The following is a 17,973-nucleotide window of genomic DNA, read 5'->3' on the forward strand; positions in this document are numbered from 1 at the left end:
TTGATTAGTATGAAATGTAAATCAGCCGCTCATTGAGTGGCTGATTTTTTAGTCGTAGTTCCAGTTCAAGCACAACGCGTTTGCAAATAAGCATTGGCATAGTTCGAGGGATTTTTTCGGTCTAAACGTTGACTAATGTTTTGACTGGCTTGCATCAATGCTTCAACATGAATCCCTGTTTCAAAGCCCATGCCATTGAGTAAATACAATAAATCTTCGGTACTGACATTGCCTGAAGCACCTTTGGCATAAGGACAGCCACCTAAACCCGCAATAGAAGAATCAAAAATCTGAATGCCTTGTTCAAGAGACTGGTAAATATTGGCTATTGCCATACCATAGGTGTTGTGGAAATGTCCTGCCATGAATTGGGCATCCAATTCGCTTAAACAAGCTTCCCACATCTTTTTGACACGGTTGGGGGTTGCTGTACCAATGGTTTCACCCAAAGAAACTTCATAACAGCCCATATCAAATAAACGCGTCACGACTTTACTGACTTGTTTCGGATCAATCGCACCTTCATAGGGGCAATCGACCACGCAAGACACATAGCCACGAACTTTAATGTCATGTTCTTTGGCGGCTTTTAGAATATCGGCAAATTTTTCAAAGCTTTCATCAATTGAACAATTAATGTTTTTTTGTGTGAAGCTTTCAGAAGCTGCGGTAAACACCGCAACCTCTTTACAACCAACAGCCAAAGCAGATTCAAAACCTTTCATATTCGGCGTGAGCAAACTGAATTGGACATTCGGGTCTTTCGGCAATTGAGCATAAAGTTCATCACTCAATGCCATTTGTGGCACCCACTTCGGAGACACACAAGAACCGACTTCAATCGCTTTGAGACCTGTTTGCATCAAGTCCAGAATCAGTTGTTTACGATCTTGAAGCGTGAGCGGAGTTTTCTCGTTTTGAAGCCCATCCCGCGGACCGACTTCAACGATTTTCACAAATTCAGTCATGCCACTTCCTCTGCTAAAGCCTGAAATTCCACCAGTTCATCACCCGCTTTAACTTGGTCGCCTGGTTGGAAATAGGCTGATGTAATCACACCATCGCGTGGCGCACGAATTGCATATTCAATCTTCATGGCCTCTAAAGTAAGCAGGATGTCATCCTTTTTCACTTGTGCATTGGCTTCAACCAAAACTTGGGTAATCACGCCCGGCATTGGCGCTTTCAAATTACCCTCACTATGTTGAGTATCGACATTGCCATAGTTCGGACGGATATAAGCAAATTTATGTGTTTGCCCATTTTCAAAAACAGTTAAATGGTCTGCATCTACACTAAAGGCCAATTTCGACTGTTTGCCATTCAGATTGAGTTGGGCTACATGTGCATCTAGCAGTTGACCCTGTAGTGGATAGTCCTGACCTTGATAGTGTGCAATAAAGCCGTGATCAATTGCCGTAAAGCGCACCTCAATGGCTTGTTGATTCAGTTGCAATTTTATGCCGTATTGAGTCTTCACATTGACACGCCAAAGCGGTGATGATGACCAAACAGGATTTGCATTTTGCTGCTGATGAAAACGCTTCAATAGTTCAATAAATGCCGCTGATACAATGGTTTCGGATGAAGCAACTTCCGCATTCATTAAAAACGCATCTTCACGTTGAATCAGATTAGTATCCAGTTTGGCATTTTTAAATGAATCACAGCGAATGATACGGTCCAAGAATGCAATATTATTGCCTAAGCCTTCTACATGAAACTGACCTAAAGCATGGTGCATTTGAACCAATGCTGCTTCACGGTTTTCGCCCCAAACAATTAACTTGGCAATCATTGGGTCGTAGAACGTGGTAATTTCATCGCCTTCAACAATTCCGCTATCCACACGGACATGCTGATTTTGCTTTGGATAATGTAAATAACTAATTTGACCAATCGCAGGAAGGAAGCCTTTTTCAGGTTCTTCTGCATAAACTCGCGCTTCAATTGCATGACCATGAATTTGCAATTCATGTTGTTGCTTCGGTAATGGCTCACCATAAGCGACACGTAATTGCCACTCGACTAAGTCTTGTCCTGTAATCATTTCTGTTACAGGGTGTTCTACTTGTAGACGAGTATTCATTTCCATGAAATACGCTGTACCGTCTTGTTCTACAATAAACTCAACCGTACCCGCACCGACATAATCCACTGCACGTGCAGCATCAATTGCAGCTTGGCGCATCGCCTCTAGTTTATGCTGCGGCATCAAAGGGGCAGGTGCTTCTTCCAGCACTTTTTGGTGGCGACGTTGTACTGAACAATCACGTTCGAATAAGTGTACATAATTACCGTGGGTATCGCCAAAAACTTGCACTTCAATATGGCGTGGTTGTATCACATAGCGTTCAATCAATACATCATCATTCGCGAAGCTTGATTTGGCCTCACTTTTACAAGATGCAAGGGAACTTAAAAAGTCAGCTTCACGTTCAACCAAACGCATTCCTTTACCGCCACCGCCAGCACTGGCTTTAATTAATACGGGATAGCCAATTTGGTCTGCTTGCTGTTTTAGGAAAGCTGCATCTTGATTGGTGCCATGATAACCCGGAGTTAAGGGCACACCTGCTTTTTCCATTAAAGCTTTAGAGGTTGCTTTTAAGCCCATCGCTAAAATGGCAGCAACAGGAGGACCAATAAAGGTAATGTTGTTTTTTTCACAAGCTTCTGCAAACTGGTCATTTTCAGACAAAAATCCATAACCTGGATGAATTGCTTGTGCGCCAGTAGTTAGAGCTGCTTGAATAATACGGTCAATCTGTAAATAGCTTTGAGAAGCAGGGGATTCACCAATATAAATTGCTTCGTCTGCTTGTTTAACGTGCTGAGAATTTGCATCAGCATCTGAATAGACAGCAACTGTCGCAATGCCGAGTTTTTTAGCAGTGCGAATAACACGACAGGCAATTTCACCACGGTTTGCAATTAGAATTTTTTCAAACATTGTTCTGTCCTTATTATCGTTATGCCGTTGCCTTAATCCAAGCTGGGCTATGTTTATTTAAGAATGCGTTTAGTCCATTTTTTGCTTCTTCGCCTTGACGTACATGGGCAATATGTTGCGCAGTTTTAAGCAGTAGGCTTTCATCCACACTTTGCTGATTCACCATTTGAATCAGTTGCTTCGACGCAGCTTGTGCTTCAGGTCCACCTAACAACAGTGCTTGTACAATTTCATCAACTTTGGCATCAAGTAATTCAGGTGTGGTCACTTCATGCGCTAAACCGATCTGTAATGCTTGCTCAGCCGTAATACGTTCTGCTGTGAGGAAGTAACGTGAAGCATGACGTGCGCCAATTGCACGAATGACATAAGGGCTAATGGTTGAAGGTGCCAAACCTAAACGGACTTCCGATGTGGCAAATTTTGCATCTGTACTGGCCACACAAATATCACAAGCCGAAGCAAGTCCCATACCTCCACCAAAGGCAATACCTTGTACACGCGCAATGGTTGGCTGTTTTAAAGTTGCTAAGCTTTGCAGCATTTTCGCCAGTTTCAAAGCATCAGCTTCATTGTCTGCTTGAGAGGCTTGTCCTGCCTGTTTCATCCAGTTTAAGTCAGCACCAGCAGAAAAGCTTTTACCACGACCCGCCAAAACCACCACGCGAATATCATTACGTTCATTCAACTGTTGAAAGCAGTGATGCAATTCTTCAATCACTGTTGTGTTGAAGGCATTATGCAGTTCAGCACGATTGATCCAAACCGTTGCCACTTGTTGCTGTTGTTCGAGTTGTAAAAATTGATAGTCCATTTTTCACCTCTTACATGCGGAATACGCCGAACTTGGTTGGCTGAATTGGAGCATTTAATGCTGCTGCCAAACTTAAACCTAATACTTGACGAGACTGAGCAGGGTCAATGACACCGTCATCCCACAAACGCGCAGAAGAGTAATATGGATGACCTTGACGTTCGTATTGATCACGAATGGGTTGTTTGAATTCATCTTCTGCTTCGGCAGACCAAGATTCACCTTTTTGTTCAATTTGGTCACGTTTGATGGTCGAGAGTACGCTCGCAGCTTGTTCACCACCCATGACGGAAATCCGAGAGTTTGGCCAAGTCCACAAGAAGCGTGGCGAATAAGCACGACCACACATACCATAGTTTCCTGCACCAAATGAGCCACCAATAATCAAAGTCAGTTTAGGCACATTGGCTGTGGCAACCGCCATGACCAATTTGGCACCATGTTTAGCAATCCCTTCATTTTCGTACTGACGTCCAACCATAAAACCCGTGATGTTTTGTAAAAACAATAAGGGAATATTGCGTTGTACACAGAGCTCGATAAAGTGCGCGCCTTTTTGTGCTGACTCAGAGAATAGAATGCCGTTATTGGCAATAATGCCGACAGGCATACCATAAATTTTGGCAAAGCCCGTAATTAAAGTTGTTCCAAAACGTGCTTTAAATTCGTCTAAACGCGAACCATCGACAATACGGGCAATAATTTCGCGTACATCAAAGGGTTTACGTGTATCACTCGGCACAATGCCATACAGTTCTTCGGCAGGGAAAAGTGGTTCTTCAATTCCTTCTAGTGTTTTATTCAGTTGAATGTTTAAATTCGCTACAATATTCCGCGCAATCTGAAGGGCATGTTCATCATTCTCGGCCAAATGGTCTGCAACCCCCGAAAGACGGGTATGCACATCACCACCACCCAAGTCTTCACTGCTGACCACTTCACCTGTAGCAGCTTTTACTAATGGTGGACCACCCAAGAAAATCGTGCCTTGGTTACGCACAATAATGGTTTCATCCGACATGGCAGGGACGTAAGCACCACCTGCGGTACAACTGCCCATCACGACGGCAATTTGAGCGATACCTAAGCTCGACATACGGGCTTGGTTATAGAAAATACGCCCAAAGTGATCACGATCTGGAAACACTTCATCTTGCATAGGTAAATACGCACCGCCCGAATCCACCAAATAAATGCAAGGCAAGTGGTTTTGTTCTGCAATTTCTTGTGCGCGTAAGTGCTTTTTCACAGTAAGCGGGTAATAAGTACCGCCTTTCACCGTTGCATCATTAGCCACGATCATGCAGGTGATACCATTCACTTGACCAACTCCTGCCACAACACCAGCAGCAGGGACATCATCAGGATAAACTTTATGTGCAGCCAATTGTCCAATTTCAAGGAAAGCTGTACCTGCATCAATCAGTTGATCAATACGGTCACGTGCCAACAGTTTTCCACGAGCAATATGCTTTTGACGCGCGCTTTCACCACCACCTAAGGCTATTTTTTGGCTGATTTGTTTTAAATCTTGTACCAAATTCAACATCGTTGCCTGATTGTTTTTAAATTCTTCACTGCGGCTGTTAATTTTGCTTTGCAGTTGATTTAAATCCGAGCCTTGGCTTGCGAAAGTAATGTTTTGATTGCTCTGTTTTGGCATTTTCACCAGATTCAACTCTTCATGGCCGCTTTGCAGTTGGGTTTGTAATTGATTCATATAAACTTCCTTGTATAAAGTGAGCCAGAAGCGTTAAGCCGTTTCGTTAAATAATTCACGACCAATTAACATACGGCGGATTTCAGAAGTTCCTGCACCAATTTCATAAAGTTTTGCATCACGCCACAAACGACCTGCTGCAAACTCGTTGATATAGCCATTGCCGCCCAATGCTTGAATGGTTTCACCTGCCATCCATGTTGCTTTTTCAGCAGCATAAAGAATGGCACTGGCAGCATCTTTTCTTAAGCTACGGCTATGTTCAGCTTTGTCACATTCAGCACCTACTGCATAAACCAAAGCTTTACATGCCAACCAAGTTGAATACATATCGGCAATTTTGCCTTGCATGAGCTGGAACTCACCAAGCGCTTGTCCAAACTGTTTACGATCATGAATATAAGGAATCACGGTATCCATGCAGGCATCCATAATACCTAGAGGACCAGCACTTAATACCGCACGTTCATAATCCAGACCGCTCATGAGCACTTTTACGCCATTCCCCACACCGCCAAGCACATTTTCTTTTGGCACTTTAACGTTGTCGAAAAACAATGGATACGTATTTGAACCGCGCATCCCCAATTTATCGAGGTGGTTCCCATGGCTGAATCCTGGCATATCTTTTTCAATCAGGAATGCCGTCATACCTTTAGGTCCAGCCTGTAAATCGGTTTTGGCATAAACCACCAAGACATCGGCATCACCACCATTGGTAATCCACATTTTCGAACCATTTAATAGGTAATGATCGCCTTGTTCTTCCGCTTTTAATTTCATGCTGACCACATCAGAACCTGCATTCGGTTCAGACATTGCCAATGCACCTACAAATTCACCAGAAATAAGTTTAGGCAAATAACGTTGTTTCTGTTCTTCGTTACCATTTCGCTTAATTTGGTTCACACATAGGTTAGAATGTGCTCCGTAAGACAATCCTATAGCGGCAGATGCGCGTGAGATTTCTTGCATAACAATAATATGCGCTAAATAACCGAGGTTAGAACCACCATACTCTTCGCTTACTGTTAAACCATGTAAGCCCATATCACCCATTTTCTTCCAAAGGTGAGCAGGGAATACATTGTCACGATCCACTTGTTGAGCAATTGGTGCAATTTCTTTTGCACAAAATGCAGCAACTGAATCACGCAGTGCGATCAAAGTTTCATCTAAACCGAAACTTAAGGTTTGTAGACTAAGTTGTAATGGAACGTGTGCGTTCATGCTGTTCATCCTGAGGTTATATTTGTTGTCCAATAAGCATTGTTGTTGTGCTTGTAGTTTTACAATACATCTATTTTTTAAAAAAGTGAACTAAAATTCACAAAATGATTTACAATTCATTTTATCTGGATGAGAATAAGATTATGAGTTATAAAAGATCGACATTGATGCAAGAGCGAATGGAACAAAATCGACAGTCGATTTTGCAATCTGCGCGAGAACTTATTGCTCAAGGGGGATTTAAAGATGCCCAAATTCAAGCGATTGCGGAACGTGCAGGCGTTTCTAGTGGCTTGGTTTACCGCTATTTTGATAATAAAAGTGAAGTCTTAATTGAAGTGTTGTCTGAAGCGATTCAGCATGAAATTCATATTTTGAATACGATTGCGAGCAGTGAAGGGTTAACAGCACAACAAAAATTACATAAGGCTGTCACGACCTTTGTTAAGCGGGCACTCAACAGTCCTCAACTGTCGTATTCACTCATGTTCGAACCTGTAGATCCAATTGTTGAGCATGAGCGTTTTCGCAGTAAACAGTTAATTAAACAAACGATTAACGAGATTCTTGCCGAAGGGAAAGTCAATGGTGAGTTCGGTTTTGAAGATTTAAATACGGTGGCGTTATGCATTGTCGGAAGCATGACTTTTGTTGTAATTGAACCTTTAAATCCATCTCGTAATGTAATGTTTGATCAAAACTACAAAGATTACTTTGTGAAACAGGTTGCAGACTTTTGTGTACAAGCTGTGCAATTACAGGATCGTAATTAAATAGTCTTATATGCAAAGGAGGGAAATCCGTACAAAGTAATCTCTGTGATCAAAATAAAACAGTAAGAATCAGAATTACAAAGAATCAAGGAGAGTGATTCAAATGACACAGGTACGGTTAAGCTATGCGTATGGAACCAGCAGTCAACCTTTACTGGGCATGACCATTGGTGAAAAATTTGATCAGGCATGTGTGCAATATGCAGATCAAGATGCTGTGGTCAGTGTGCATCAGAATGTACGGTTAAGCTATAAAGAGCTACAAGCACAGGTGAATGCTTTTGCTTGTAGCTTACTCAAACTGGGGTTCAAAAAAGGCGATCGGCTTGCCATTTGGTCCCCCAATTGTGTGGAATGGACCATTACTCAATTCGCTGCATTTAAAGCGGGCATTATTCTTGTTAACCTAAACACCGCGTATAAAAGTAACGAGCTAGAATACGTACTGAATAAGGTTTCTTGTAAAGGTTTAGTCATTGCATCGCAATTTAAAACCACAAATTATCAAGAGCTTTTAACCAAAATTGCGCCAGAACTGCAAGAAGCTGAAGATAAAATCTTAAATGCGCTACGTTTACCTCATCTAAAACACGTGATTAAAATTGATGAAGCAGTGCATACAGGTCTGCATCGTTTTCAAGATCTTTTGGGGCAACCTACCGCAAAACAACTTGATCATTTAGACGTGGTTGCAAGTGAGTTGCAGTTTGATGAAACCATTAATATTCAGTTTACTTCGGGAACCACAGGTAACCCGAAAGGTACCATGCTCACGCACAATAACATTTTAAATAATGGTTATTTTGTGGGTGAAGCGATTCATTTGACTCCACAAGATCGCGTGTGTATTTCAGTACCATTATTTCACTGTTTCGGTATGGTAATGGGGAATTTAGCCTGTATTACACATGGTTCAACCATGGTCTATCCATCGGCTGTGTTTAATCCTTTAGATAGTTTAAAAGCCATTCAGCAAGAAAAATGTACGGCAGCTTATGGCGTACCGACCATGTTTATTGCCACTTTAGAACATGAACAGTTTAATGAATTTGATTTGAGCAGTTTACGTACAGGCATTATGGCTGGTAGCCCGTGTCCGCGCGAAATCATGCAACGTGTCATGGAGCGAATGCACATGACGGAAATTACCATTTGTTATGGCATGACCGAAACGGCACCTGTGAGTGCACAAAGTTCAACCAGTGATACGGTAGAACAACGTGTCGGAACAGTAGGTCGTGTACATCCGCATTTAGAAATCAAAATTGTGGATGAAGCAGGAAAAGTCGTACCACGTGGCAAACTCGGTGAACTCTGTGTTCGTGGTTATTCAGTGATGTTGGGTTATTGGGAAGATAGTGAAAAAACCCAAGAAGTGATTGATAACGCGCGCTGGATGCATACGGGTGATATTGCTGAAATGGATGATGACGGCTTTGTAAAAATTAAAGGTCGCATTAAAGATGTAGTGATTCGCGGTGGTGAAAATCTGTTCCCGAAAGAAATTGAAGATTTCTTATATACCCATCCAGATGTCAGTGATGTACAGGTGATTGGTCTGCCAGATGCACGCTATGGTGAAGAACTATGTGCCTGTATCATTCTCCATGAGCACCATGAAACGACAGAAGAAAGTATCCGACGTTACTGTGCTGAACATATTTCACATAATAAAGTACCACGCTATGTACGTTTCTTTACCGAGTTTCCAATGACCGCATCAGGTAAAGCACAAAAATTCCGACTTCAAGAATTTATGCGTAAAGAGCTGAATTTAATGGAAGATATTGCATAACGTGATCTTCTGACTTGGAGTTTCCCTTTACTCTGCTTCAGAGTAAAGGGAGAAAACGAAAAAGTCTGAATAATTCAAATGGAATAAGGAAATCATGATGGAACTTCGTCACGATTGGACTCGCTCAGAAATACAAAATCTATATCAGCAACCCTTTTTAGATTTGGTTTTTCAAGCACAACAAATCCATCGACAAAATTTTAATGCGAACCAGATTCAAGTCAGCACTTTATTATCAATAAAAACTGGCAAATGCCCTGAAGATTGCAAATACTGCTCTCAATCTGCTCGTTATGATTCAAAACTAGAAGCAGAAAAGCGTATTGCTGTAGACAAAGTCATTAGCGAAGCAAAAGAAGCATTAGCGTCTGGTTCTTCTCGCTTCTGTATGGGTGCTGCATGGCGTAACCCGCATGAGCGTGATATGCCTTATGTGCTTGAAATGGTTCGTGAAGTAAAAGCTTTAGGTTTGGAAACTTGCATGACCTTAGGCATGTTAAACCAGTCTCAGGCTGAACGCTTAAAAGATGCAGGTTTAGATTACTATAACCACAACCTTGATACTTCGCGTGAGTATTATTCAAATATCATCAGTACCCGTACTTTCGATGATCGCTTAAATACACTTGAATATGTACGCGGTGCAGGCATGAAAGTGTGTAGCGGTGGTATTGTGGGTTTGGGTGAAGACACTGCTGATCGTATTGGGCTATTACTTGAACTTGCAACATTACCTATTCAGCCAGAATCTGTGCCAATTAACATGCTTGTTCCAATTGAAGGCACGCCATTGGCAGATGTAGAAAAGCTCGATGTGACTGAATGGATTCGTACCATTGCTGTTGCACGTATCATTATGCCAAAAAGCTATATTCGTCTTTCTGCGGGTCGTGAATCTTTATCTGATTCAGACCAAGCGTTGGCATTTATGGCTGGTGCAAACTCACTGTTCTCTGGTGAAAAACTGCTGACGACGCCTAATGTCGCACAGGGCAAAGATCAACAATTATTTCAAAAATTAGGTTTAGCGGTAGAAAAACCAAAACCTTCAATTGCGGAACTGACTTTGGATGCAATGTCGGTCGCTTAACAAAAATCATAAAGCAGTATGCAATGATGAATAGCTCTGAGCAATGTCATCATGGGCTGCCGAACTATTCAATAGAGTGCAGTATGGCCAAAGACTTTAACAGCCCACAAGTGGTGGAGGGATATGATGAGCATATCCGCAAGCTTATTCCAGGCTATGAATTAACGCATCAGCAAGTCGATGCCATTTTAACTCATCATTATGCCGAACAAGAACATGTAGACATTTTGGTGGTGGGCTGTGGAACAGGATATGAAATTCAATATTTGGCGCAAAAGCATCCAACTTGGAACTTTACAGCGCTAGATCCATCGCATGTCATGTTATGTAAGGCAAAGCAGCATCTAGAAAAGCAAGGTGTTTTAAGCCGTATTCGCTTTATTCATGGCGATACAAAATCCATCGGCACAACTCATACTTTTGACGCCGTATTATCTATTCTGGTGGCTCATTTTATTCCATTGGAATCAAAGCAAAACTTCTTTAAAGACATTTTTACTCAACTAAAGCCCAATGGAATGTTGCTGACTTATGACTTAATGAAAGAAACCGAAGCACATGAGATTTTTGTACTAAAGCAACTTTGTGAAAATAATGGCTTAACCACACTTCAAAGTGAAAAAATGGTTGAACGATTACAGCAAGATTTTTTCTTGGTGTCGCCAAGAATGGGGCAGCAACTCTTATCTAATGTTGGATTTAAAAAAGTTAAAACCTACAGCCAAATTCTAAATTATTACGGATTTTGTGCAGTGAAATAATGCCCATTGAAACAACGAGCTTAATTAAGGAATACACAAAAGAATAAGGATCTGAATATGCCTGCTTATTATCGTTTAATACAACGCGAACAACATGCAGATGGAAGTGTAACTGCGCATTATCAATCGAACTTGCATGCTCAAGGCGCTTGGAATCCGCATGAGCAACATATGGCACCTGCAACAGGTGTAATTTGTGCAGAATTGGAACAATTTTTACCTAGAGATGACATGCGAATAGGGCGCATTAGTCTTGATATTTTTGGTTTAATTGGATTTGGCGATTTTAGTATTAGCACACGTATGGTTCGAGGTGGAAAAACCATTGAGCTGATTGAAAGCGAAATGAAAGCCAATGGTAAAACCTGTATTGTGGCCCGTGCATGGAAAATGCTTACACAGGACACGCATAGTATTGCGGGACTTGAAGATCAAAAAGTTCAACATCCAGAGCAATTGCCTGTTTGGGATGGCATGAAGTGCTGGCCAGGCGGTTATATTCAGAGTATTGAAACCCGTGCCGAAACGTCCCGCAGAGCAGGAAAAGGGCTCGTTTGGCTAACCAACCCATGTAATATGGTGGAAGGTAAAACCACATCAGATTTTGTCAAACTGATGGGCATGGTGGATACGGCAAATGGGGTTGTGCCGCGCCAAGACCCGCAAGCAGGTTGGGCATTTCCAAATTTAGATTTGCAAATTCATCTATATCGCATTCCTCAGGGACAATGGCTCGGTTTAGATGTCGAACAGCAATATGGTACTGATGGCATAGGTTTGACCAGTGCAGTCCTGCATGATGTACATGGCCCTTTTGGTCGAAGCGAACAAATCTTAACCTTGCGAAAACTCTAATCTAAATCATAAAAGCTAAAGTTGAATGATACATTGCTGACTTAAGTTTTTAAGCTCAGCATGATTCACTTGAACATTGCTCCATTTCGCCATTTGCTGAATCAGCCATTCAAAATCTTCAACTTTAGGGATGGCTGTATCATCTATGAAATTTCGAATAATATTTTGAATTTTATAAAATTCTTGAACGTGGATACGATCTGAACATTCAAATTGTAAAACTTCATATTCGGTTAATAATGCCCAAATTTGGCTAAAATCCTGCATGGTTTTGATTTCACGCTGGGCTTTTTGAATGGCTTGAGTAATAGCTTTTAAGGTATTCGGATGGGCTGTAGCCCATTCTTTGGTCACAGCTAATACTTTATCGGCAATTTCAGGAATGACATCTTGACTAGAAGCCACGATTTGACTCAGTCCTAAAACTTCACCTTGCGTATTCCAAGGCTCCCCAACACAGAAGCCATCAATCACCTGATTATTTAAGGCTTCTACCATATAAGGTGGCGGTAAAATTCTGAGTTTAATGTTTTGGGCTACTTCTACATCTGCCAATGCGAGCCATTCACGAATACAAAAATGATGAATAGAATTTGCAAATACATGTGCCAATTCAATATTTTGCCCGCGCTGAATAGCGGCAACAACTTTAGCCGCGACTTCCTTTGCGGTGTCGTTATGGGTAATGCCAAGATCAAAACATAATTTCTGACTTAAACTGATATAAGCACGATTTACGCTTAAAACCAAAGGGGTTTGAAACGGAATGCCAATATGATCCGTACCAATTGAGGCTGCAGGTAATATACCTGACAAACAGTGTGCTGCATCCAATAATCCAAAAGCCAAGCGGTCTCGCAGACTAGCCCAAGAGGCTTCTTTAACCAGTGTGACATCTAATCCAAGTTCATCAAAATAACCACAATGTTTTGCCCAAAGTATAGAAACACAATCGAGCAATGGAATATAGCCAAGTTGAATATGTGTTTTCTCTAATGTAGACATAGCTTAATCCTTCAACTTGGTTTGTAGTAATTCTTGCGCATCGAGTAGGCGACGTGCCATTTCTCCCATGGTCATTCGATGGCTCATGGCATTTTTACGGAGTAATTGAAATGCTTGATCTTCAGTGAGTTGATGCAGTTGCATCAAAAGAACTTTGGCTTTCTCGACATCTTTACGATCTGCCAGTTTATTCTGGGTTTCCTTTAAATCTGTCAGTAATTTCTTATGCTTTTTGAACTGTTCAATAGATATCTCTAAAATGCTATCTAATTTTGCAGGATCAATTCCATCGACAATATAAGCCGTAATTCCAGCATCAATGGCACTCTTAATCATGTCTTTTTGGCTATTTTGGGTAAATAGCACAGTGGGTAAATCAAACTGGCTCACACAACTTTCAATAATGTCACGATGTGGATGATCCATATCCAGCAAAATGACATCGGCCTGTAAGTGCTCTAATTTGAACATATTTAAATGATCGATGGTTAAGCAGGCCACCACGTCAAAATCGTGCTGAAGCAGTGAATCTTTTATATAATTGGCACGATCTTGATCATCATCAATCAGGGCAATTTTAAGCTTTGGCATATTTGAGCTATCGCTATTGGGCTGCTAATCAGGGCAGAAATGATGTTTATTTTGTAGCATTAACAAGCAATAAACATGCCGATGTACCATTTTGGTGATTAAACATACAAAACAATACAAATAAGCAAATCCTAAAATTTATCTGTGCACCATTACAAAGCAAAATGTGCAATTTAGTGGCAGAAGCTCAAATTCCGATGTTTTTCTAGTAATTATCCAATACTTGAGATTGAACATAATTTCAGCTTCAATATAAGAAAACATAGTTATTTATAAATTTATTTCAATAAAACAGTATCTTAAGTTAATTTTATTAATATTGGCATAGCAATTGCATTATTCCTTATGAGTCAAAGACGACTCTTAAAAAATTTGTAAGACGGCCAACGATGTCCGTTCTGATCGACCTGTAAAGCAGAGAAACCTGCCGAGTGGGAATTTATATACGTTCAGTTCAGGAAGGAGAGGGTTATGTCTTCAAATTTATATGAGAAAAAAGCCACAACAATAAGTCTTTTTAATTTTAAGACTTCAGCGATGCGGGCCTTCCACATGAGCTGGCTCGCCTTTTTTGTCTGCTTCTTTGCATGGTTTGCCTGTGCACCGCTCATGCCTGTCATCGCAGGCGAATTCCATCTGACTAAAGATCAAATTGCGAATATTAATATTGCAGCCGTTGCGATTACGATTTTGGTTCGCTTGATTGTTGGTCCACTCTGTGACAAATACGGTCCACGCAAAACTTATACTGCGTTACTTATTCTGGGCAGCATTCCTGTATTTGGTGTTGCATCGGCCAACAGTTATGAATCTTTTTTATTCTTTAGATTGCTCATCGGTGCAATTGGCGCAAGTTTTGTTATCACTCAATATCATACCAGCATTATGTTTGCCCCGAATGCTGTCGGGACTGCAAATGCCACCACTGCGGGTTGGGGAAATGCCGGAGGTGGTGCCACTCAAGCCTTAATGCCACTTTTACTTTCAGCTTTAGTGATGTTCGGTGTTGAACAAGCTATGGGGTGGAGAATTGCGTTACTTGTTCCTGGTGTCATGATGCTGATTGTGGGCGGGCTGTACTGGAAATACACACAAGATTGTCCGCAAGGCAACTTTAAGGAATTACGCGCTCAAGGCATTCAAGTTGGCAGTGAGAAAAAAGGGGGCTTAAACATCTTAATGCATGCGGCCCGCAACTATCGCGTATGGATTTTATTTGGCTCTTACGCGGCATGCTTTGGTATCGAAATTTTCATTCATAACATTGTCGCAATGTACTACGTGGAAAACTTTGGCTTTGGACTAAAAGAAGCGGGCTTGGCTGCGGGTATTTTCGGACTGTTGGCACTGTTTGCCCGTGCTTTAGGCGGCATTATTTCGGACAAGGTTGCAACTAAAAAAGGGCTGGATGGGCGTACTAAAGTCTTGTTCGGCATGATCCTGATGGAAGGTCTGTTCCTAATTGTATTCTCACAAATGAACACTGCGATGTTGGCCATTTTAACCATGACTGTGTTTGCCTTGTTCACCCATATGGCTTGCGGTGCAACCTATGCCTTGGTGCCCTTTATTGATCGTGATGCATTAGGCGGGGTTGCAGGCATTATTGGCGCAGGCGGTAATGTGGGTGCGGTTGCAGCAGGCTTCCTTCTAAAAGGTGTCTTAGATATTCAAACATGCCTGATGGTTCTGGGTGGACTGGTGGTCATTGCAGCAAGTTGTGTCCTGATGATTCGCTTTTCAGTCGAACACAAAGAGAAAGAACAACGCCTATTCGAGCAAGCCGTGCTTGATCGTAACAACATGGCATAAGTAAAAAATTTAAGGAGAAAGAATATGAAACTACTTATGATTGGTCACGGTATGGTCGGGCACAAGTTCATTGAGAGTGTACTTGAGCAGGCAGGTGACGAAGTAGAAATTACCATTTTGGCAGAGGAACCACGTTTAGCGTATGACCGTGTGCATTTAACTGAATACTTTTCTGGTAAAACTGCCAAAGACTTATCTTTAGCGCGTGCAGATTTTGCTGATGCTTACGGAATTGACCTGCGTTTAAATACCAAAGCAATTGCAATTGATAGCCTCAATAAAACAGTGAGTACCAATCATGGTGAAACACTCAGCTATGACAAATTGGTTTTAGCGACAGGCTCTTATGCATTTGTACCGCCAATTCCGGGTAATGAACGCCAAAACTGTTTCGTTTACCGTACCATTGAAGACTTAGATGCCATTAAAGCTGCAAGTTTAAATGCAAAAACAGGTGTGGTAATTGGTGGTGGCTTATTAGGACTTGAAGCAGCAAAGGCGCTCCGTGACCTGAACTTAGAAACGCATGTGGTAGAGTTTGCGCCACGCTTAATGGCGGTGCAAATTGATGATTTAGGCGGCAAAGTACTCCGTACTAAAATTGAAAACCTCGGGGTCAAAGTTCATACCCAAAAAGCCACCCAATGTATTGAAGATGGCTCATCCGCAGTTCATGTAATGAAATTTGGTGATGGTTCTGAACTTGAAACCGATATCGTCTTATTTTCAGCAGGTATTCGCCCACGCGATGAACTTGCCCGCTCAAGCGGTTTAGCCATTGGTGAGCGTGGCGGTATAGTCATTAATGATTATTGCCAAACCAGTCATGAAGATATTTATGCCATTGGTGAGTGTGCGCTTTGGAACAATAAAATTTTTGGCTTAGTAGCACCAGGCTATGACATGGCACGTATTGCGGCCAAGCATGTGATGCAGCAAGAATGCAACATTTTCGCTGGCGCAGACATGAGCACCAAATTGAAGTTAATGGGTGTAGATGTCGCATCAGTCGGTGATGCACATGCCATGACTCCAAATTCATTGAGCTATTTCTATGCCGATGAAGCTGCATTGGTATATAAGAAAATCGTGGTCAATGCAGAAAAAAACCAACTTCTGGGTGCTGTATTGGTGGGTGATGCCAAAGAATATAGTGACTTGCTACAAATGATGTTAAATGGTCTGTCATTACCCGAAGTTCCAGAAAGTCTCATTATGCCAGGGTTTACAGATGCAGGTGCAAAAGCAGGCGGCAGTGGTGTCGACTTACTGCCAGACAGTGCGACCATATGTTCATGTAATAACGTGTCGAAAGCCGATATTTGTCAAGCGATTAGTGACGGCTCGACCTCTTTGGGTGCGTTAAAGAAATGTACCAAAGCTGCGACGGCTTGTGGGGGTTGTGCTCCTTTAGTAACGCAGGTATTAAAATCTGAATTACAACGCCAAGGCGTCACGGTCAACAATCATATTTGCGAACACTTCCCATACTCACGCCAAGAGCTGTATCACTTGGTTCGTGTGAATGAAATTAAAACCTTCGATGACCTGATTCATCAGCATGGGCATGGTTTGGGCTGTGATATTTGTAAACCAACGGCTGCAAACATTTTAGCGTCTTGCTGGAATGATTTCGTACTTAAACCAAGTCATGCGGGTCTGCAAGACAGTAACGACTACTACTTAGGAAACATCCAAAAAGATGGTTCTTACTCTGTTGTACCACGTATGGCTGGCGGTGAAGTCACACCAGATGGCTTAATTGCTGTAGGTCAAATTGCAAAAAAATACAACCTGTACACCAAAATCACAGGCGGACAACGTGTTGACATGTTTGGTGCGCAAGTGCATCAACTGCCGTTGATTTGGGAGGAGTTGAATGCCGCAGGATTTGAATCTGGTCATGCTTACGGTAAATCATTACGCACGGTTAAATCTTGTGTCGGCAGTACATGGTGTCGTTATGGTGTGGATGATTCAGTTGGTTTGGCCATTTTCCTTGAAAACCGCTACAAGGGTTTACGCTCACCACATAAATTAAAAATGGCAGTTTCGGGCTGTACCCGTGAGTGTGCAGAAGCACAAGGTAAAGATGTCGGTGTGATTGCCACTGAAAAAGGTTGGAACCTCTATGTCTGTGGTAATGGTGGCATGAAACCACGCCATGCAGAACTGATCGCATCTGACTTGGATACCGAAACTCTAATTCGTTATATCGACCGTTTCTTTATGTTCTACATACAAACCGCAGATCGTTTACAACGCACCAGCGTATGGCGCGACAACATGGAAGGTGGTTTGGATTATCTGAAATCCGTGATTATTGAAGACTCACTGGGTTTAGCCACAGAACTTGAACGTCGTATGCAGCACATTGTTGGGACTTATCAAGATGAATGGCGTACAGCGGTTGAGAACCCAGAAATTCGTAAACGCTTCCAAACCTATATTAATGCAAGCGCTGAACAGCAAGCTGATCCACACATTCAATTTACTCAAGAACGCGGACAAATTCGCCCATTAAACAGCGCAGAACGCGCTGAAGACCGTATTCCAATGGTTGAAGCATAATAA

At 41.9% G+C, this 17,973-nt stretch carries 14 protein-coding genes; 7 read left to right on the top strand and 7 right to left on the bottom strand.

Annotated features, from left to right (window positions below):
- Positions 1–65: 65 nt before the first annotated feature.
- The 5 genes from C3F34_RS16150 to C3F34_RS16170 form a co-directional block, all read right to left on the bottom strand.
- Positions 66–968 carry a hydroxymethylglutaryl-CoA lyase gene (locus C3F34_RS16150; protein ID WP_044739817.1) on the bottom strand — a complete coding sequence of 301 codons (903 nt, stop codon included), beginning with the start codon at positions 966–968 and terminating at the stop codon, positions 66–68.
- Positions 965–2,953: an acetyl-CoA carboxylase biotin carboxylase subunit gene (locus tag C3F34_RS16155; protein ID WP_044739818.1), complete on the bottom strand. Its 1,989-nt coding sequence runs from the start codon at positions 2,951–2,953 to the stop codon at positions 965–967. Before C3F34_RS16155 ends, C3F34_RS16150 begins: the two co-directional genes overlap by 4 nt.
- Positions 2,954–2,972: 19 nt before the next feature.
- Positions 2,973–3,767, bottom strand: a complete 795-nt coding sequence (locus tag C3F34_RS16160; RefSeq protein WP_044739819.1) for an enoyl-CoA hydratase/isomerase family protein — start codon at positions 3,765–3,767, stop codon at positions 2,973–2,975.
- Positions 3,768–3,777: 10 nt separating this feature from the next.
- Positions 3,778–5,430 carry a carboxyl transferase domain-containing protein gene (locus C3F34_RS16165; protein WP_044739825.1) on the bottom strand — a complete coding sequence of 551 codons (1,653 nt, stop codon included), beginning with the start codon at positions 5,428–5,430 and terminating at the stop codon, positions 3,778–3,780.
- Positions 5,431–5,520: 90 nt separating this feature from the next.
- Positions 5,521–6,717, bottom strand: coding sequence for an isovaleryl-CoA dehydrogenase (locus tag C3F34_RS16170; RefSeq protein ID WP_044739820.1), 1,197 nt, complete (start codon positions 6,715–6,717; stop codon positions 5,521–5,523).
- A 143-nt stretch (positions 6,718–6,860) separates the two neighbouring features.
- Between C3F34_RS16170 and C3F34_RS16175 the strand changes: the two genes are divergently transcribed.
- From C3F34_RS16175 to C3F34_RS16195, 5 genes are all read left to right on the top strand, one after another.
- On the top strand, positions 6,861–7,490 hold the full coding sequence (locus C3F34_RS16175; RefSeq protein WP_016168030.1) for a TetR/AcrR family transcriptional regulator: 630 nt from the start codon (positions 6,861–6,863) through the stop codon (positions 7,488–7,490).
- A 103-nt stretch (positions 7,491–7,593) separates the two neighbouring features.
- Complete coding sequence (locus C3F34_RS16180; RefSeq protein WP_044739821.1) at positions 7,594–9,285, top strand: AMP-binding protein; 1,692 nt, start codon at positions 7,594–7,596, stop codon at positions 9,283–9,285.
- Between the two features lie 97 nt (positions 9,286–9,382).
- Positions 9,383–10,375: a biotin synthase BioB gene (gene bioB / locus C3F34_RS16185; RefSeq protein WP_104442096.1), complete on the top strand. Its 993-nt coding sequence runs from the start codon at positions 9,383–9,385 to the stop codon at positions 10,373–10,375.
- Between the two features lie 83 nt (positions 10,376–10,458).
- Positions 10,459–11,136, top strand: a complete 678-nt coding sequence (locus C3F34_RS16190; RefSeq protein WP_044740748.1) for a class I SAM-dependent methyltransferase — start codon at positions 10,459–10,461, stop codon at positions 11,134–11,136.
- Positions 11,137–11,193: 57 nt separating this feature from the next.
- Positions 11,194–11,991: a thioesterase family protein gene (locus tag C3F34_RS16195; RefSeq protein ID WP_016168026.1), complete on the top strand. Its 798-nt coding sequence runs from the start codon at positions 11,194–11,196 to the stop codon at positions 11,989–11,991.
- Between the two features lie 15 nt (positions 11,992–12,006).
- Here C3F34_RS16195 and C3F34_RS16200 read toward each other — a convergent pair whose 3' ends face one another.
- Complete coding sequence (locus tag C3F34_RS16200) at positions 12,007–12,996, bottom strand: ABC transporter substrate-binding protein (protein ID WP_044740747.1); 990 nt, start codon at positions 12,994–12,996, stop codon at positions 12,007–12,009.
- A 3-nt stretch (positions 12,997–12,999) separates the two neighbouring features.
- Positions 13,000–13,587 carry an ANTAR domain-containing response regulator gene (locus C3F34_RS16205; RefSeq protein ID WP_016168024.1) on the bottom strand — a complete coding sequence of 196 codons (588 nt, stop codon included), beginning with the start codon at positions 13,585–13,587 and terminating at the stop codon, positions 13,000–13,002.
- Between the two features lie 471 nt (positions 13,588–14,058).
- On the opposite strand from C3F34_RS16205, the gene C3F34_RS16210 reads away from it, so the two are divergent.
- Both C3F34_RS16210 and nirB read left to right on the top strand, forming a co-directional pair.
- Complete coding sequence (locus C3F34_RS16210; protein ID WP_104442097.1) at positions 14,059–15,399, top strand: MFS transporter; 1,341 nt, start codon at positions 14,059–14,061, stop codon at positions 15,397–15,399.
- A 24-nt stretch (positions 15,400–15,423) separates the two neighbouring features.
- Complete coding sequence (gene nirB / locus C3F34_RS16215; protein WP_044740745.1) at positions 15,424–17,970, top strand: nitrite reductase large subunit NirB; 2,547 nt, start codon at positions 15,424–15,426, stop codon at positions 17,968–17,970.
- The last annotated feature ends 3 nt before the right edge of the window (positions 17,971–17,973 follow it).

The sequence above is a fragment of the Acinetobacter sp. ACNIH2 genome (assembly GCF_002934965.1).
Lineage (GTDB): Bacteria > Pseudomonadota > Gammaproteobacteria > Pseudomonadales > Moraxellaceae > Acinetobacter > Acinetobacter tandoii.